This is a genomic window from Streptomyces sp. NPDC047869 (assembly GCF_040704065.1).
Taxonomy (GTDB): domain Bacteria; phylum Actinomycetota; class Actinomycetes; order Streptomycetales; family Streptomycetaceae; genus Streptomyces.
The window spans coordinates 36,564-54,030 of record NZ_JBEYRK010000003.1 but is presented as its reverse complement, the minus strand read 5'-3'; the positions used below and the strand labels follow the sequence as shown (position 1 = coordinate 54,030).

Sequence of the window (17,467 nt, the reverse complement as noted above, 5' to 3'; positions counted from 1 at the left end):
GTCCTTTCAGACGAGGGCGGGCGTGACGTACTGGTTGGCGGGGCGGGGCAGGCCGTAGCGCTCCCGCAGGGTCCGGCGCGGGCCGTAGCCGGTGCGCAGCAGGCCGCGCTCGCGCAGGATCGGCACGACGTGCTCGACGAAGGCCTCCAGACCGGAGGGCAGTACGGCGGGCATGATGTTGAAGCCGTCGGCGGCGCCCTGGGTGAACCAGGTCCCGATCTGGCCGGCGACCTGCTCGGGTGTCCCGGCGAAGGTGAGGTGCCCGCGCCCGCCGCCGAGCCGGCCGATCAGCTGCCGTACGGTCAGCCGCTCGCGCCGGGCCAGCTCCACCACGAGGGTGTAGCGGCTCTTGGCGCCCTCGATGGCGGACTCCGGCGGCAGGTCCTCGGGCAGCTGCCGGTCGAGTTCGAGGGTGCCGGGCTCCAGGTGCAGCAGGCTCTCCAGCCGGGCCCGGCCGTGCTCCGGAACGATGTGGTCCTCCAGCAGCCGCTCGCCGGCCCGCGCCTCGGCCTCGGTCGAGCCGAGCACCGGGACGATGCCGGGCAGCACCTTGATGTGCTCGGGGTCCCGGCCCGCCCCGGCCGTGCGGGACTTGAGGTCGGCATAGAAGGCCTGGGCGTCCGCGAGGGTCTGCTGGGCGGTGAACACGGCCTCCGCGTACCGGGCGGCGAAGGCCTTGCCGTCCTCGGAGGAGCCGGCCTGCACCAGCAGCGGGTAGCCCTGCGGGGAACGCGGCACGTTGAGGGCGCCCTCGACGCCGAAGTACCTCCCCTGGTGCCGGGGCGGGTGGATCTTGCTGTCGTCGCCCCAGACGCCGGCCGCCTTGTCGGCGACGATCGCGTCGTCCTCCCAGCTGTCCCAGAGCTTGAGGGACACGTCGAGGAACTCGGCCGCGCGGGCGTACCGCTCGGCGTGCGCGGGTTCGGCGTCCAGACCGAAGTTGCGGGCGGCCTCCCGGCCCGCGGTGGTGACGATGTTCCAGCCGGCCCGGCCGCCGCTGACGATGTCCAGCGAGGCGAATCTGCGGGCCAGGTTGTAGGGGGAGTTGTAGGAGGTGGAGGCGGTGGCGATCAGCCCGATGTGCTCGGTGGCCGTCGCCAGCGCGGTGAGCAGGGTGAGCGGTTCCAGGGCGCCCGCCGGGCGCTGGGCCAGGTTGCTCCACAGCTGCGGGCCGTCGGCGAGGAAGAGCGAGTCGAAGGTGCCGCGCTCGGCGATCCGGGCCAGCCGCACGTAGTGGGCGAGGTCGACGTGCGCGTACGGGTCGCTCTCCGGCAGCCGCCACGACGCCTCGTGGTGGCCGGTGTTCATCAGGAACGCGTTGAGGTGAAGCTGTCTCGCGGTCACTCGTGGTCCTCCGTGACACCGAGCGCGGCCAGCAGCCGCTCGCGGTACTCGCCCAGCACCGGCTCCCGGTAGGAGCGCGGGTGGGGCCGGTCGATGGTCAGGTCGAGGCCGATCCGGCCCCGGTCCAGGACGAGGACCCGGTCGGCGAGCACGATCGCCTCGTCCACGTCGTGGGTGACGAGCAGCACCGAGGGCCGGTGCCGCTTCCACAGCTCGCGCAGCAGGTTGTGCATACGGATCCGGGTCAGCGCGTCCAGCGCCCCGAACGGCTCGTCGGCCAGCAGCAGTTCGGGCTCACGGACCAGGGAGCGGGCGAGCGCGGCGCGCTGTGCCTCACCGCCGGACAGCTCGCCCGGCCAGGCCCGCTCGCGGCCGCCGAGACCCACCTCCTCCAGGGCGGCCCGGCCGCGCTCTTCCGCGTCCTTGCCCTCGGTGCCGAGCAGGACGTTGTCCAGCACCCGGGCCCAGGGCAGCAGCCGGGAGTCCTGGAAGACCACCGACACCCGCTCCGGGGCGCTGAGCCGCCCGCTGCCGGCGACCCCGTGATCCAGTCCGGCGACGGCCCGCAGCAGGGTCGACTTGCCCGAGCCGCTGTGCCCGAGCAGAGCGGTGAACTGGCCGGCGGGCAGGTCGAGATCGATCTCGTCGAGGACGGTACGGCCGCCGAAGGACCGGGTCAGGCCGCGCAGTCGTACCGCGGGCCGGGTCAGCTGCTCAGTGTGCGGCGCCACGACAGCACCCTCCGTTCGATGAGACGGACCACGCTGTCGGAGATCAGGCCGAAGACGCCGTAGATCAGCAGGCCGACCAGGATGACGTCGCTCTGGCCGTAGTTCTGCGCCTGGAACATCAGGTAGCCGAGGCCACTGGTGGCGTTGATCTGCTCCAGGACCACCAGGCCCAGCCAGGAGCCGGTGACACCGAGCCGGAGACCCACGAAGAATCCGGGCAGCGCCCCGGGGATCACCACCCGCCGGACGAAGGCCAGCCTGGACAGGCCCTGCACCTCCGCGAGTTCGACGAACCGGGTGTCGATGCCGGACAGCGCGGCGTGCGTGTTCAGGTAGATGGGGATGTAGACGACGATCGCGATGATGGCGATCTTGAAGGTCTCGCCGATGCCCAGCCAGAGGATGAACAGCGGAATCAGGCCCAGGGTCGGGATCGCCCGGTTGAGCTGCACCGTCCCGTCGATCAGCGCCTCCCCGGCCCGGCTGAGCCCGGAGGCCAGCGCGAGCAGCACCCCGGCGGTCAGGCCGATCGCGAAGCCGTAGGCGGCCCGCCTGAGCGAGGTGAGCACGTCCGTGGGCAGCGTGCCGTCGGTCCACAGGTGGCCGGCGGTCCTCAGCACCGTCCATGGCGCCGGTATCGCGCCCGGGTCGAGCGCGCCCGCGGCCGAGGCGACGGCCCACAGGACGAGGACGGCGAGCGGGCCGGCGAGCCGGGCGGCGGGCAGCCGGCGTCCGGGGGAGAGTCGCCGGCGCCGGCGTACCTGGGGCGGTTCCGGGGCGGCCGGTGCCGCCACGGCGGTCGTGGTCGTGGTCACGGCGCTCACCTCCGGTACTCCGCCGCCACGGCCCGGGCGGCGATGGCCTCGAAGCGGTGGTCGAAGAGCGAGGAGACGTCGAACCTCTTCACGAACCCGCCCTCGGCGAGCAGATCGGCCGTCTCCTGCTCCCACCTGATCGCCTCGTCCCAGCTGGGCGGGAACAGCGGCTTGTTGGCGAGCGCGGTGATGGACTTGGCCTGGTCGAGGGTCAGGTTCTGCGTCTTGACGTAGAACTCCTCGTTCCACACGTCCGGGTGCTCGTAAGTCCACACCTGGCCCTTGGCCCAGTGCGGGATGTACGCGGCGACCGCGGCGGCCTTCGCCGGGTCGGCGAGCACGGACCGCGGTGCCCACAGCAGGTTGAGCAGGTCGACGACGTCGGTCTTGATGACGCGGGCGCCCTTGCTCCCGTACTGCTTGAGATAGGCGGGCGCCTGGCTGTTGCCGAGCGGGGCCACGTCGACCTGGCCGGACTGCAGGGCGGTCAGGAACTGGTTGCTGGTCAGCGGGACCAGCGTCACCTGGTCGTACTTCAGGCCCGCCTTCTTCAGCGCCCGCAGCAGCACGACGCCCTGCGCCTGGCCCTGCGAGAAGGCGAGCTTCCTGCCGCGGAAGTCCTCGGCCGCGCGGATGTCGCTGCCGGGCTTGGTGGCGAAGAGGTAGTTGGGCTTGCGGGTCACGTTGATCGCCACGATCCTCGCGTCGAAGCCCTGGTAGTGCGCCTGGATCGGCGGGATGCCCGCGTTGTTGGCGAGGTCGAGGGACTTGGCGCGGAAGGCGTTGATGACGTCCGGGCCGGCCCCGATGTTGAGCCAGTCGGACACCTCGAACGGCAGCGCGGGCAGCTTGGCCAGCTTGAACTGGAGCTGCTGGACGTTCTGGTAGGAGGAGATCTTCAGGCTGGTGCCGGCCGGGACCTTGGCCGCGAGGGGGCGGGTGAGGGCGCCCTCGGTGTCGGCGGCGGCGCTGCCGCCCGCGCAGCCGCTGAGACCCGCGACGGCGGCGGACGCGCCGAGCAGGGAGGTCAGGAACAGGCGGCGGTCGAGACCGGTGACAGGCGGAGCAGACATGGGAGGACTCCCTGGGTACGCAAAGCGGACAGGCAAGCCGGAAGGCAGCCGGAATTCCCGGCGAAAAGCCGGAAGAAAAGCTCATGGGAGAGCTGTTGGAAAGAGAACTCACGCAGACGGAAACACGCGCTTCATGCGCGGCAACATGTCAGCAACAGAGGGTGCGACAACTCGTGAGCGGGTTCATGACCAGCATGTTCTCCGCCATTGCCGCCCCCTGTCAACATTCCGAGTTTCTGAATTAAATAGCCTCAGGTGACGTGCCCAGCGGATCCCGGAACAGCACGTCCAGCATCACCGAGCCGCCCGCCACCGCGAGTACCGAATCGGGGAAACTCGTCGGCAGCACGGATGCCGCGCGTCGCATCCCGGCCGCTTCCCGCAGCGCGGTCAGGCAGTCGTCGAAGCGCATCGCGCCCACCTCGGTCACCACGACCGTCTCCGGGTTGAGCACGTCCAGCAGCAGCCCGGCCGCCCGGCCCGTCGCCCGCGCCCGCTCCACCAGCAGCCGCCGGGCCACCGCGTCACCGGCCGCCGCCGCGGCCACCACGTGCATCGGGTTGCCCGAATCGGTCACACCGGCCGCCCGGGCCCGCCGGCACAGCGTCCGCTCGCTCAACTCGGCCTGCAGGCACCCCGTACGGCCGCAGACGCACCGTTCGGTGCCGCCCGGCACCGGAAGGTGGGCGATCGCACCGGCCTGTGAGCGGGGCCCGTGGTGCACCTCGTCGTTGGTGGCGAACGCCGCGTCGACCATGTTGCCGACGAACAGGTGCAGCACGCTCCGGCTGCCCCGGGCCCGCCCGAACAGCCGCTCACCGCTCACCAACGCCCGTGCGTGCCCGTCGACATGGACCGGCAGGCCGGTGCGTTCCTCGAGCAGCTCCCGTACCGGCACCTCGCGCCAGCCCAGCAGTTCGTGCTCGACGACGGTGCCCGACTCCCGGTCCACCCAGCCGCCGGCGGCGACACCGATCCCCAGCGGGCGGCGGTCCGGCGCCCGCGCGAGCAGCGCCGCCAGCCCGTCGGCGGCGCGGGCCAGCACCCGGTGCGGGTCCGGCCGTTCGTGCTTCAGCTCGCGCCGGGCGACCACCCGGCCGCGCAGATCGAGCAGCGCGACCGTGGTGTACGGCACGGCCACGTGCACCCCGCCGACCACGAACCGCCCGGTGTCGAGGTCGACGGGGACATGCGGCCGGCCGACGCCGTTCGAGCGGCGCGGCGCCGCCTCCTCACGGAGCAGCCCGAGTCCGGCCAGCCGGGCGCAGTGCTCGGTCACGGCCGCGGGGGAGAGCCCGGTCAGCCGGGCGACGGTGCTGCGCGCCACCGGCCCGTGCTCCAGCACGGACCGCAGCACGACACTGGCACTCGTGCGCCGCCGGTCGCTGTCGGCGGCGCGGGGAACGGGGGAGACAAGGGTGGATGCCGCGGTACGGGGCATGGGGGACCGTCCTCGGGAACGGGGCCGACACGTCTCGGAGGGCGAGGGCGCGCCGGGACGCGCCCCTACCCCGGACGGCGACAGGTGGCCGTGCCCTGCCGTCGCAGGTCGACATAGCGACGCGACGTGAAGTACCGGGCCTGGGCAACCATGCCGGAAGCGTAGGGCAGGAAGGGAAATCCGACCAGTCCACTAGGGTTCAATGGCGGGGTTCCACAGTCCCGTCGGCGGCCCTCCGAGTGAGCTGCGCGTCCCTGCCTCAGTGACCGTTGTCACGCCGTACCGGGTGTAACCGCCACCCTTTGTCGGGAGCCCACCAAGCCCTCGTTCCCCCCTTTGTCGAGCGCTGACGGTGATCACCGCGCGGCCGCCGGGATAGCGTCACGGTGTCCCATCTGCCCTCGCCCCACGCGGAGTCCCCATGAGCACCGCCACCGCAACCGTCCGCCCCGGTGAAGTCCTCGCCGACCTGCTGCCCGCTTCGCGGACCCGCGACATCGCGCTGGTGCTCGGCGGTGCCGTGCTCACCGGTCTCGCGGCCCAGCTCGCGGTGCCCGTGCCCGGCTCCCCGGTGCCGGTGACCGGCCAGACCTTCGCCGCGCTGCTCGTCGGTACCGCCCTCGGCGCCCGCCGCGGCTTCCTCTCCCTCGCCCTGTACGCGCTCGCGGGCGTGGCCGGCCTGCCGTGGTTCGCGGAAGGCGGCTCCGGCGCGGGCGCCGTCTCCTTCGGCTACGTCCTCGGCATGCTGCTCGCCTCCGCCGCCGTCGGCGCCCTGGCCCGCCGCGGCGCCGACCGCTCCCCGCTGCGCATGGCGGGCACGATGGTCATCGGCGAGGCGATCATCTACGCGGTCGGCGTGCCGTACCTGGCCCTGGCCGCCCACCTGTCCTTCTCCCAGGCCGTCGCCGCCGGCCTCACCCCGTTCCTGATCGGGGACGCCCTGAAGGCGGCGCTGGCCATGGGCGCGCTGCCCGCCGCCTGGAAGCTCACCGGCAGGCGCTGACGCCCCGCCCCTTTGGGGGCCACGCCCCGGCCGGGCGTACGAACGACGAAGGGGAGGGAGTCCCGACGGGACTCCCTCCCCTTCGTCATGGCGGTGTGCCGGGTGCGGTCAGCCGACGGACACCTTCTCCGCGGTGTCCTCCACGGCCGGAGCCGGCCGGCGGCCCGCGATCTTCTGCTTGACCAGGGAGGCCGCGATCACGACGGCGGCCACCAGCAGGGAGAGCTCCACGGTCGTCCGCCCGCTGCTCTCACCCTGGGTGTCGGTCAGCATGTAGCCGAAGATGCCGATGATCAGCACGGCCGTCGCCCAGGTCAGGTACGGGTACAGCCACATCTTCACGACGAGCTTCTCCGGCGCCTCCCGCTGGATGATCCGGCGCATCCGCAGCTGCGAGAAGCAGATCGCCAGCCACACGAACAGGGCGACCGCGCCGCTGGAGTTGAGCAGGAAGAGGAAGACCGTGTCCGGGAACTTGTAGTTGAAGAACACGGCGGCGAAGCCGAAGAGCACCGACGCGAGGATCGCGGCCCGCGGCACACCGCGGGACGTGGTCCGCGCGAACGCCTTGGGCGCGTCACCGCGCTGGCCGAGCGAGAACGCCATCCGGGAGGCCGTGTACAGACCGGAGTTCAGGCAGGACAGCACCGAGGTCAGCACGATGAAGTTCATGACCTGGCCGGCGTGCGGGATGCCCAGGGAGCCCAGGGCGGCGACGTACGAGCCGTCCTTCTGGATGGACGGGTCGTTCCACGGCAGCAGGGTGACCACGATCAGGATCGAGCCCAGGTAGAAGACGCCGATACGCCAGATGATGCTGTTGGTGGACTTGGTGACGGCGCGCTGCGGGTCCTCCGACTCGCCGGCCGCCAGGGTCGCGATCTCGCTGCCCATGAAGGAGAAGACGACCAGCAGCACACCCGTGAGGATCGCGCCGGGGCCGTGTGGCAGGAAGCCACCGTGCGAGGTGAGGTTGGCGAAGCTCGCCTTGTCGGTGTGCGCGCCCGGCAGCACGCCGAACACGGCCAGCAGGCCGACCACGATGAACGCGCCGATCGCCACGACCTTGATGCCGGCGAACCAGAACTCGAACTCGCCGTAGGAGCCGACCGAGACCAGGTTGGTCGCGGTCAGGACGGTCATCACGATGAGCGCCCAGCCCCATTGCGGCACGGCCGGTATCCAGCCCTCGAGGATCTTCGCGCCGGCGGTGGCCTCCACGGCCAGCACGACGACCCAGAAGAACCAGTAGAGCCAGCCGATGGAGAAACCGGCCCAGGGTCCCAGCGCACGGTCGGCGTGCGCGGAGAACGAACCGGAGGTGGGGTTGGCGGCCGACATCTCGCCGAGCATGCGCATCACCAGCACCACGAGCGTGCCGACGAGCGCGTACGACAGAAGAATGCCCGGTCCCGCGGTAGCGATACCGGTACTGGAGCCGACGAAGAGGCCGGCTCCGATGACGCCACCGATCGCGATCATCGTGAGGTGACGGTTTTTCAGTCCTGCTTGAAGGCCCGAACCAGGGGTCATGGACGGATTTCCTTTACGCCAGGTGGAGCTGCCCGCACGAGCGGTGTACGAGCCGGTCCAGTGAATCCGAGGTGAACGGATTCAGGAACCTCTGAATCCGGATTGTTACTTGAGGTTCCCTTGAGGATCTATGGCCCGATTCACATTCCGCCGATGTCACACCCGCGGCTGCTGCCCCGAAACCGGCGTGTCACACTCGTCCCATGCGCGTGTATCTCGGCTCCGACCATGCGGGCTACGAACTCAAGAACCACCTCGTCGACTGGCTCAAGGCGGCGGGGCACGAGCCCGTCGACTGCGGGCCCCACATCTACGACGCCCAGGACGACTACCCGCCCTTCTGCCTGCGCGCGGCCGAGCGGACCGCCGCCGACCCCGACGCGCTCGGCATCGTGATCGGCGGCTCCGGCAACGGGGAGCAGATCGCCGCGAACAAGGTGAAGGGCGTGCGCGCGGCGCTGGCCTGGAGCGAGGAGACCGCCGGGCTCGGCCGCCAGCACAACGACGCCAACGTCGTCGCGGTGGGCGCGCGCATGCACAGCACGGAGGAGGCGACGAAGTTCGTCGAGGTGTTCCTCAACACCCCGTTCTCCGGTGACGAGCGTCACATCCGGCGCATCGACATGCTCGCCGGCTACGAGACGACCGGCGACCTGCCCCCGATCCCGGCCCACCACCCGCAGCAGTAGCGCCCCCGAGGGCCCGGACCGGTACCGGGCCCTCGCAGCCTCTCCACCGGCCGGGACGGGCCGGCGGGCAGCGGCAGGAAAGGACACCTCAGCCGTGCCAGAAGGGCACACCATCCACCGGCTGGCCCAGGACTACGCCGAGCGCTTCCAGGGCACCGCCCCCCGGGTGACCAGCCCCCAGGGCAAGTTCTCCGACGCGGCGGACCTGCTGGACGGCGCCCTTCTGACCGGCACCGAGGCCCACGGCAAGCACCTGTTCCTCCGGTTCCGGGACACCGACTGGGTCCACATCCACCTCGGCCTCTTCGGCAAGGTCGCCTTCGGCCCGGCCCCCGCGCCCCCGGCCACCGACACCGTCCGGCTCCGGCTCGCCCACGACTCCGCGTACGTCGACCTGCGCGGCCCCACCACCTGCGCGCTGATCACCGACGCCGAGAAGCGGGCGGTGCACGACCGGCTCGGCCCCGACCCGCTCCGCGTGGACGCCGACCCGGGCGCCGCGTACCGCAGGATCTCCCGCAGCCGTACGACCGTCGCCGCGCTGCTGATGGACCAGAAGGTCATCGCCGGGGTCGGCAACGTGTACCGGGCCGAGGTCCTCTTCCGGCACGGCATCGACCCCTACCGCCCGGGCCGGGACCTCACCCCGGCCGAGTGGGAGGCGATCTGGGCCGACCTGGTCGCGCTCATGCGCGAGGGCGTGCGCGACAACCGCATCGACACCGTCCGCCCCGAGCACACCCCCGAGGCCATGGGCCGCCCGCCCCGCGTGGACGACCACGGCGGCGAGGTGTACGTCTACCGGCGGGCCGCCCAGCCCTGCCACATCTGCGGCACCGGCATCCGCACCGCCGGCCTGGCCGCCCGCAACCTCTTCTGGTGCCCCACCTGCCAGAAACCCTGACCCGAGGGGCGGGCGGGGCTCAGCCCCTCCGCGTCAGAAGCCGTGCGGCAGCCACGGCGTCACCGGCGAGCCGAACGCCACCGACGCCTCCGCCAGCGCGCCCGGCCGCAGCTCCCGCACCCGGCCGGCCGCCGCCAGCGACAGCAGCGACACCCCGCCCAGGTACGCCGCCCCCAACTCCCGTACGGACAGTTCCACATCGGCGGCGTCCCGGGTGCGCTCGCAGGACGCGCCCTTCGCGTCGCCGGTCAGCCGCCAACGCCCCGCGTTCCAGGGACAGAAGGCGTCCTCCACCTCGAACACGACGTCCACCGGTGCCTGGTAGGTGCGGGCCGACAGCGCCGCACCGACCTCGACGAGACGGAGATGGCACGCGTCCCGGAAGCGCGGCCGGCAGCGCCGGATGTCGGAGACCAGATACTGCCAGGCGTCGTCGACCGGCCGCCCGCGCACGTTCAGGGTCGTCATCAGGTCGATGTCGAACAGGAAGCGCCACAGCGCCGCGTCGGTCGCCGGGTCCAGCGCGGCCAGGTCCTCCAGCGTCACCGTGCCGTCGTGACCGCTCGGACCCCAGCCGAGCTTGGTGCGGAACCGGGCGAACCCGGTGACCGCGCCGTCCCGCTCGGCCACCACGCACTGCAGCGCCGACGCGCCGTCCCGGTCGCTCGCCGGGTCGATCAGACCGGCCCGCTCCCAGTTCGGCTGCCGGGCCAGCATCCCGGGCCTGCGGGGCACCAGCGCCGCGTACACCGCCTCGCACTCGGCCAGCACCTCGGCGGGCTCTGCGTACCGCAGCCGGACCTCCCCGGTGCCGGCGACCGGGGCCAGGGCCACCCGGCTCGTGTCGATCTCCGCCTGCAGCTGGAAGGTCGCCGCGCCGTACCCGAACCGGCCGTAGATCGCCGGCTCGGAGGCGGTCAGCGCCGCCAGCGGCTCACCGAGCGCGCGCACGTCGTCGAGCTGCCGCCGCATCATCGAGGTCAGCACCCCGCGCCGCCGGTGCGTGGCGGCGACGCTCACCATGGTGACGCCCGCGGTGGGCACCTGCGCGCCGCCGGGCACGGTCATCCGGAAGCTGAAGGCCCCGGCCGTCCCCACGAGCGTGTCCCCGTCCCGGGCGGCCAGGGAACGGTCGAACTCGGTGACCGACCGGTCCAGTTCGCGCTCCTCGGCGGAGGCCTCACCGGCACCGAAGGCACGGATCAGGTGGTCGAACCACCCGTCCCACTCCTCGGGGCGCAGCACTGTCAGCTCGGTCACACGCTCGGTCGCCATGCGCCATGCCTACCAGCGCGTCCCGGGACGAGCCAGCGAATTTCTCCCAGGCGGCGGCGCGACGGCGCCGAGTGCCGTTCACTGTGAAGTCGAACCGCGAAGCGGAGCCCGCACGGGGGACAAGTGGGACCTCCCGTGCCAAGTGGCTGGTCCGATGGATAGGGTCCCGAACTGATGGCAGCAGGACGAGAGCGGCGAGCGAAGGCCGAGACGTTCACGGCCCGGTGGAAGATGCAGTGGCACCGGGTCCGCGTCGGCCTGCGCAGAAGCGCCGTGGACTACTTCCGCGGCAACGGCTCGGACTGGATCGCGCTCGTCGGCCTGCTGCTCACCATTCCCGTCCTCACGGCCCTGACACTCGGCAACTCCGTGTGGTTCTCGCCGGGCGCGCTGGTGCTGCCGATCGTCGCGGGCGGCCTGCTGCTGCGCCCGGCCAGCCTGCTCGGCCTGTACGCCGCCGCGGCCACCGCGCTGATCGTGGAGTCGGTGCGGCTCGGCCCGTACACCGAGGGGCCCTCGCGGGTCACCCCGGGCGTGGTCCTGGTGGTCGCCGCGTGCGGCTTCTTCGGTCTGCTCACCGCACAGTTCCGCAGCCGGGTCGGCGTGCCCTGGCGGCGCGGCGGCACCATGCTGTTCGACCTGCGCGAGCGGATCCGGGTACAGAGCAAGCTGCCGAAGCTGCCGCAGGGCTGGCACCACGAGATGGCGCTGCGCCCCGCGGGCGGCCAGTCCTTCTCGGGCGACTTCGTCGTCGCGGCCCGCACCAACGGGGGCCGCACCCTGGAGGTCGTCCTCACGGACGTCTCCGGCAAGGGCATGGACGCCGGATCGCGCGCCCTGCTGCTCTCCGGCGCCTTCGGCGGCCTGCTCGGCTCCCTGCCGCCGCACGCCTTCCTCCCGGCGGCCAACGGGTACCTGCTCCGCCAGGACTGGGACGAGGGCTTCGCCACCTCCATCCACCTCGTCCTGGATCTGGACTCCGGTGACTACGAGCTGTACTCGGCGGGGCACCCGCCGGGCCTCCAGCTCAGCGCGGGCAACGGCCGCTGGGAGGAGAAGGCCGCCGAGGGCCCGCTGCTCGGGGTGTACGACGGCGCCCAGTTCGACTCCACCAAGGGCTCGCTGCGGCCCGGCGACGTGCTCATGCTCTTCACGGACGGCCTGGTGGAGACCTCGGACCGGGACATCGTCGAGGGCATCGACCGCCTCACCGGCGAGGCCGACCGCTATGTCGCCGGCGGCTTCCACGGCGCCGCCTGGCACCTCATCGAGGCGGTCGCCAAGGACGTCAACGACGACCGGGCCCTGCTGCTGATCTGCCGCGAGTCCTCGTCGGTCTCCCGCTGACCCGGGTACCGCACGCCCCGAGCACCGGGGACACTGGGGCGATGAACGGGACGCCACTCGGCCCCGACGAGGTCGAGAGCCTCGCACGGGCCGCGCACGAAGGACAGACCGACAAGGCGGGGCGGCCGTACGCCGAACACCTCGCGGCCGTCGCCGAAGGGGTACGCGCCCGTGGCGGGGACGCCGAACAGATCGCGGCGGCCTGGCTGCACGACGCCGTGGAGGACGGCGCGCTGAGCGAGGAGTGGCTCGAGGGCGCCGCCCTGACGGAACGCACCAAGGCCGTCGTGCGCGCCGTCACCAAGCGGGCCGGTGAGGAACCCGGGGCGTACGCGCGGCGCATCCTCGCCACCCCGGGCGCGCTGCTGGTGAAGGAGGCCGACCTGGCGCACAACGCCGACCCGGCCCGGCTGGCGGTGCTGGACGAACCGACCCGGAGACGACTGACCGAGAAGTACGCGCGGATGCGCGCGCTTCTCGGTCTCGGCCAGGGTGAGGCCGGGCGCTGAGCGGGAGGCGGGGCGCCGAGAGGGGAGGCTAGGCGCTGACCTTCTCGCGCTCGCGCTCCTTCTGCTGGCGCTCGCGGGCCAGTTCGGCCGCGTCCTGCTTGAACGCCCAGGCCATCTTCGGCTCCATGGCGAACCGGAACACCCGCCGCACCGGGGCGGTGCACAGCACCGTGACGACGGCGGCCGCGACGACGGTGACCAGGATCTCGCCGAGCGGGTGGTGCAGCGCGGAGTGGTCGAACCAGCCCCGGTAGTCGGCGAACTTCACCAGGAAGCCGTGCAGCAGGTAGCCGTACAGGGTGCCCGCGCCCAGGGCCGTGAACCACATCCTGCGGCGCGGCACCCAGGCGAAGAAGCAGGCCGTCAGCAGCAGCGAGCAGCCCATCATCGCGAGCACCATCACGGGGCCGATCCACCACGGCGCGCCCAGCTCCTGCGCGGAGTCACGGTGGTAGAACCACGCCGTGTTCATGCGCGGCACCGCCCACCAGCCGAACGCGAGCGCGGCCGCGAACACCGGCACCGAGGCGATCCGCACCCAGCGCCGGCGCACCATGTGGAAGTGCTCGGGCTTCATGCACAGACCGAGCACGAAGTAGGGCAGGAACTGCAGCACGCGCTGGAGGTCGAGGTCGTCACCGATGCTCGGGGTGACGCTGGCCAGCATGGCCAGGCCGATGGCCACCGGGAGCGGCCAGCGCACCAGCTTCCACATCGGGGTGGTGAGCCGCCAGACGAACAGGGCGACCAGGAACCAGGTCAGGTACCACGGATCGAGGAGGCTGATCTCCTCGTGGGAGTGGTCGACCGCGCTCTTGAAGAGCGGGTACGCCGTCTCGAAGAGGACGTACGGCACGGCCACGCCGGTGATCAGCCGCTTCAGCCGGTCCGGGCGCATGTCGAAACTGCGGGAGAAGAAGCCGGAGATGATGATGAACGCCGGCATGTGGAAGGTGTACACGACCGTGTAGAGGCCTTCCAGGATGCGGCTGTCGCCCTTCAGCGGTTCCCAGGCGTGACCCATCGCGACCAGCACGATCGCCAGGTACTTGGCGTTGTCGAAGAACGAGTCGCGCTGTTTGCCCGGTCTGTCCACCGTCGTCCGCCCCTTCTGTTCGCTCATCGGGGTACGCGGACCGGGCACTCCGTCGGCCGGCGACTGTGCCGGGGGGAGTGGTCTGCGGTTCTGGCCGGGGGACGAGGCGGCTTCAAACATCTCAGGCACCCTAGCGTCGACTGTGGGATTCCGTAAAACCCCGCCTGTCATTCCTGGTTATCACGTTCGGGTGCCCCCTGATTCACATAACTTGCCTGCCCTGTCCACGTGATGGTGGGCACAACGACACCCCTCGTTCGCCCCTGATGTACCGATTCATCCTGACTAATTAGGGCATACGTCGCCTCTGCGTCATCAATTCGAATTACCTGCGCACATGATGTGTGGACATGGAAACCAAGCTGCGCAATTCCCTGTGCCGCAGGTGTCGGTGTGCGCGTCGAATTACCGTGCGGGGCCTCGCGGGGGCCGGACCGACACCCGACGTTGCGTCACGACCCGCATACAAGGGCCGGGTTGGTGGCACGATGGTTCTGGCTGGGGTGCGCGGGGCCGCGTCCCAGGGCCGGGAGAGCGGACCGACCGAAGGTGTGATCAGTTGTGGCCATTTCACTGTCCGTGGTGCTGCTGTTGGCGATCATCCTTGTGGTGCTGATCCGAGGGGGGAGCATCAAGGCCGGCCCGGCCATCGTCGCCGTCCTCTTCGGCTTCTTCCTCGCCTCGACCGGCATGGCGCCGTCGATCAACCGCTTCATGAACTCGATAGCGGAGACGATCAACCAGATCAGCTTCTGACCGCACCCCGCCCACCCGCGATCGGCGCGCGCCCCGCACCAGGGCCGACGGGGCGGGTGAGGGGGCGGGGTGATCGCTCCGCCGGGAACGGGCGGGGCGCCGCGGAAAACGTTCAGGGCCGGATGGAGGAGTGATCCACCATCCGGCCCTGAACCGTGCGGAGCGGGCGACGGGAATCGAACCCGCGTAGCTAGTTTGGAAGACTAGGGCTCTACCATTGAGCTACGCCCGCGACAACGCGCCGCCGGTCTGCGACCGTGGCACTGGAGAGCATCGTAGCGGGTCGCCCGCCGCGGAGGCCAACGTGTTGGACTGCGGCGATGCCGTACGCGCGGCGGTGGTGAAACCGGCCGACGGAATCGGCCGGGACATGTACCCTACGTGTCGCACCAGACGGGGTGTGGCGCAGCTTGGTAGCGCGTCCGCTTTGGGAGCGGAAGGCCGTGGGTTCAAATCCCGCCACCCCGACCACCGGCTCACGGCATCCTGATGATCGCCTTTGGGGGCGCTGACCGGCTGCGGTTACTATGCAAGCTGCGCGCCCGTGTGTCCCGGCCCACTCGGCCTACGAACTCCTCCGGGCGGCGAAATCCGCCGGACCAGTCTGGCTCCGGCAGAAACCAAGAAGTCAGCCACAAGGAGACCGAACCGTGAAGAGCGCCGTGGAGACCCTGAACCCGACCCGGGTTCGGCTCACTGTCGAGGTGCCCTTCGAGGAGCTCAAGGACAGCCTCGACGCGGCGTACAAGAAGATCAACCAGCAGGTCACGGTGAAGGGCTTCCGCAAGGGCAAGATCCCGGCCCGCGTCATCGACCAGCGGTTCGGCCGCGGTGCGGTGCTGGAGGAGGCCGTCAACGACGCGCTTCCGAAGTTCTACACCGAGGCGGTCAACGAGGCCGAGCTCAGCCCGCTGGGCCAGCCCGAGGTCGACATCACCGACCTGAAGGACGGCGAGACGCTGAACTTCACCGCCGAGGTCGACGTCCGCCCGGCCCTGGAGATCCCGGACTACTCCGGCATCGAGGTCGAGGTCGACGCCGTCGAGGTCACCGACGAGGACCTCGAGAAGTCCGTCGAGCAGCTCCGCGAGCGCTTCGCCTCCACCTCCCCGGTGGAGCGCGCCGCCGAGGACGGCGACGTCGTCACCATCGACCTGCAGGCCAAGGTCGACGGCGAGGTCCTCGAGGACGGCGTCGCCGACGGCGTCTCGTACACCATCGGCTCCGGTGAGCTGCTGGACGGCATCGACGACGCCGTCAAGGGTCTGTCCGCCGGCGAGGAGGGCACCTTCACCTCCGAGCTGAAGGGCGGCTCCGCCGCGGGTAAGGAGGCCGAGGTCACCGTCAAGGTCACCCAGGTCGCCGCCCGCGAACTGCCCGAGCTGGACGACGAGTTCGCGCAGCTCGCCTCCGAGTTCGACACCCTGGACGAGCTGAAGGCCGACAGCCGCAAGCGCCTGGCCAACATGAAGCAGTACGACCAGGCCACCCAGGCCCAGGAGCGCGTGCTGGAGAAGCTCCTCGAGCTGGTCGAGGTCCCGGTCCCCGAGAAGCTGCTCGAGGACGAGATCAACACCCGCAAGCACAACCTGGAGCACCACCAGCTCGGCCAGATGGGCCTGGACCTCGACAAGTACCTGGAGATCCAGGGCAAGACCGCCGAGGAGTTCGAGGCCGAGACCCGCGAGGCCGCGGTCAAGGGCATCAAGACCCAGTTCGTCCTCGACGAGCTGGTCAAGAAGGAGAACCTCAACGTCAACCAGGAGGAGCTCACCGAGCACCTCATGCGGCGTGCGGCCTCCTCCGGCATGTCCCCCGACCAGTTCGCCCAGGCCGTCGTCGAGGGCGGCCAGGTTCCGCTCCTGGTCGGCGAGGTCGCCCGGGGCAAGGCCCTGGCCGTCGTGGTCGAGGCCGCCACGGTGAAGGACACCAATGGCGAGGTCGTGGACCTGGACGACGAGGAGGAGGAGACCGAGGCCCCCGAGGCGTCGGAGACCTCCGAGGAGAACGCCGAGGGCTGAGTGCCCCGACGGCGCCTCCGCAGCGCGTAGGACGGGCCCCCGGGGAGTGTGCTTCCCCGGGGGCCCGTGCCGTTCGGCCCCGGGCGTCCGCGCCCGGCCCCCGCCGCGCGGCCGCTACGCCCCCGGCGAACACCGTCATCTCCGGGATTCCCCGAGGGGACCTGAGCGTTAGGGTCCTTGAATACGGGGGCAGGGGAGTCTCCTGAAACCCCCAGCCAAGCCTCCGGCAGGACGACGTGAGACGGCCCGGCGCCGTCGTAAGACGAGCAGGTGGATACGTGACGAATCTGATGCCCTCCGCCGCCGGCGAGCCTTCCATCGGTGGTGGCCTCGGCGACCAGGTCTACAACCGGCTGCTCAACGAGCGGATCATCTTCCTCGGTCAGCAGGTCGACGACGACATCGCCAACAAGATCACCGCACAGCTGCTGCTCCTCGCCGCGGACCCCGACAAGGACATCTACCTCTACATCAACAGCCCCGGCGGCTCGGTGACGGCCGGCATGGCGATCTACGACACCATGCAGTTCATCCCGAACGACGTGGTCACGATCGGCATGGGCATGGCGGCCTCGATGGGCCAGTTCCTGCTCACCGGCGGCACCGCCGGCAAGCGCTTCGCCCTGCCGCACACGGACATCATGATGCACCAGGGCTCCGCGGGCCTGGGCGGTACGGTCTCGGACATCAAGATCCAGGCCCAGTACCTGCTGCGCACCAAGAAGACCATGACGGAGCTGACCGCGTTCCACTCCGGCCAGTCGGTCGAGACGATCCTCCGTGACGCCGACCGCGACCGCTGGTTCACCCCGGAAGAGGCCAAGGAGTACGGCCTCATCGACGAGATCATCAGGAACGCCTCGGGTGTTCCGGGAGGCGGCGGCACCGGTGCCTGACCGGCCCGGCCACGCCACGCACCGCCGAGACACC

At 71.0% G+C, this 17,467-nt stretch carries 16 protein-coding genes and 2 tRNA genes; 9 read left to right on the top strand and 9 right to left on the bottom strand.

The window, feature by feature from the left end; genetic code table 11:
* Positions 1–6: 6 nt before the first annotated feature.
* The 5 genes from AB0924_RS04995 to AB0924_RS04975 form a co-directional block, all read right to left on the bottom strand.
* Complete coding sequence (locus tag AB0924_RS04995) at positions 7–1,344, bottom strand: LLM class flavin-dependent oxidoreductase (protein WP_366910668.1); 1,338 nt, start codon at positions 1,342–1,344, stop codon at positions 7–9.
* The gene (locus tag AB0924_RS04990) at positions 1,341–2,075 is read right to left on the bottom strand and encodes an ABC transporter ATP-binding protein (protein ID WP_366910667.1); all 735 of its coding nucleotides are present in this window, start codon (positions 2,073–2,075) and stop codon (positions 1,341–1,343) included. Before AB0924_RS04990 ends, AB0924_RS04995 begins: the two co-directional genes overlap by 4 nt.
* Positions 2,051–2,899, bottom strand: coding sequence for an ABC transporter permease (locus tag AB0924_RS04985; RefSeq protein ID WP_358931399.1), 849 nt, complete (start codon positions 2,897–2,899; stop codon positions 2,051–2,053). Before AB0924_RS04985 ends, AB0924_RS04990 begins: the two co-directional genes overlap by 25 nt.
* A complete protein-coding gene (locus tag AB0924_RS04980) occupies positions 2,896–3,963 on the bottom strand; it encodes an ABC transporter substrate-binding protein (RefSeq protein ID WP_366910666.1) in 1,068 nt (355 codons plus the stop codon). The genes AB0924_RS04985 and AB0924_RS04980 overlap by 4 nt, the downstream gene beginning before the upstream one ends.
* A gap of 241 nt (positions 3,964–4,204) precedes the next feature.
* On the bottom strand, positions 4,205–5,404 hold the full coding sequence (locus AB0924_RS04975) for an ROK family transcriptional regulator (RefSeq protein WP_366910665.1): 1,200 nt from the start codon (positions 5,402–5,404) through the stop codon (positions 4,205–4,207).
* Positions 5,405–5,825: 421 nt separating this feature from the next.
* Between AB0924_RS04975 and AB0924_RS04970 the strand changes: the two genes are divergently transcribed.
* Complete coding sequence (locus tag AB0924_RS04970) at positions 5,826–6,407, top strand: biotin transporter BioY (protein WP_358931392.1); 582 nt, start codon at positions 5,826–5,828, stop codon at positions 6,405–6,407.
* A 108-nt stretch (positions 6,408–6,515) separates the two neighbouring features.
* Here the strand turns inward: AB0924_RS04970 and AB0924_RS04965 are convergent, their stop codons facing one another.
* Positions 6,516–7,940, bottom strand: a complete 1,425-nt coding sequence (locus AB0924_RS04965; RefSeq protein WP_366910664.1) for an amino acid permease — start codon at positions 7,938–7,940, stop codon at positions 6,516–6,518.
* Between the two features lie 203 nt (positions 7,941–8,143).
* Between AB0924_RS04965 and AB0924_RS04960 the strand changes: the two genes are divergently transcribed.
* Both AB0924_RS04960 and AB0924_RS04955 read left to right on the top strand, forming a co-directional pair.
* Entirely contained in the window at positions 8,144–8,629 is a 486-nt protein-coding gene (locus AB0924_RS04960) for a ribose-5-phosphate isomerase (RefSeq protein ID WP_199210544.1), read from the top strand.
* Positions 8,630–8,723: 94 nt separating this feature from the next.
* Positions 8,724–9,533 (top strand): DNA-formamidopyrimidine glycosylase family protein, encoded by an 810-nt coding sequence (locus AB0924_RS04955; RefSeq protein WP_366910663.1) that lies wholly within the window; start codon positions 8,724–8,726, stop codon positions 9,531–9,533.
* A 33-nt stretch (positions 9,534–9,566) separates the two neighbouring features.
* Here the strand turns inward: AB0924_RS04955 and AB0924_RS04950 are convergent, their stop codons facing one another.
* Positions 9,567–10,808, bottom strand: coding sequence for a GNAT family N-acetyltransferase (locus AB0924_RS04950; RefSeq protein ID WP_366910662.1), 1,242 nt, complete (start codon positions 10,806–10,808; stop codon positions 9,567–9,569).
* Positions 10,809–10,982: 174 nt separating this feature from the next.
* On the opposite strand from AB0924_RS04950, the gene AB0924_RS04945 reads away from it, so the two are divergent.
* Together AB0924_RS04945 and AB0924_RS04940 are read left to right on the top strand one after the other, a co-directional pair.
* A complete protein-coding gene (locus AB0924_RS04945) occupies positions 10,983–12,155 on the top strand; it encodes a PP2C family protein-serine/threonine phosphatase (protein ID WP_358931383.1) in 1,173 nt (390 codons plus the stop codon).
* 41 nt (positions 12,156–12,196) lie between these two features.
* A complete protein-coding gene (locus tag AB0924_RS04940; protein ID WP_358931381.1) occupies positions 12,197–12,664 on the top strand; it encodes an HD domain-containing protein in 468 nt (155 codons plus the stop codon).
* 28 nt (positions 12,665–12,692) lie between these two features.
* On the opposite strand, the gene AB0924_RS04935 is transcribed toward AB0924_RS04940, so the two are convergent.
* Complete coding sequence (locus AB0924_RS04935; RefSeq protein WP_366910661.1) at positions 12,693–13,787, bottom strand: acyltransferase family protein; 1,095 nt, start codon at positions 13,785–13,787, stop codon at positions 12,693–12,695.
* A 534-nt stretch (positions 13,788–14,321) separates the two neighbouring features.
* On the opposite strand from AB0924_RS04935, the gene AB0924_RS04930 reads away from it, so the two are divergent.
* A complete protein-coding gene (locus AB0924_RS04930; protein ID WP_136325240.1) occupies positions 14,322–14,516 on the top strand; it encodes a hypothetical protein in 195 nt (64 codons plus the stop codon).
* Between the two features lie 161 nt (positions 14,517–14,677).
* Here AB0924_RS04930 and AB0924_RS04925 read toward each other — a convergent pair.
* Positions 14,678–14,748 (bottom strand) — tRNA-Gly (locus AB0924_RS04925).
* Positions 14,749–14,910: 162 nt separating this feature from the next.
* On the opposite strand from AB0924_RS04925, the gene AB0924_RS04920 reads away from it, so the two are divergent.
* The 3 genes from AB0924_RS04920 (at position 14,911) to AB0924_RS04910 (ending at position 17,433) form a co-directional block, all read left to right on the top strand.
* Positions 14,911–14,987: transfer RNA gene (locus tag AB0924_RS04920), tRNA-Pro, on the top strand.
* 179 nt (positions 14,988–15,166) lie between these two features.
* On the top strand, positions 15,167–16,537 hold the full coding sequence (gene tig / locus AB0924_RS04915) for a trigger factor (RefSeq protein ID WP_358931375.1): 1,371 nt from the start codon (positions 15,167–15,169) through the stop codon (positions 16,535–16,537).
* Positions 16,538–16,827: 290 nt separating this feature from the next.
* On the top strand, positions 16,828–17,433 hold the full coding sequence (locus AB0924_RS04910) for an ATP-dependent Clp protease proteolytic subunit (protein ID WP_143632556.1): 606 nt from the start codon (positions 16,828–16,830) through the stop codon (positions 17,431–17,433).
* Positions 17,434–17,467: the final 34 nt, after the last annotated feature.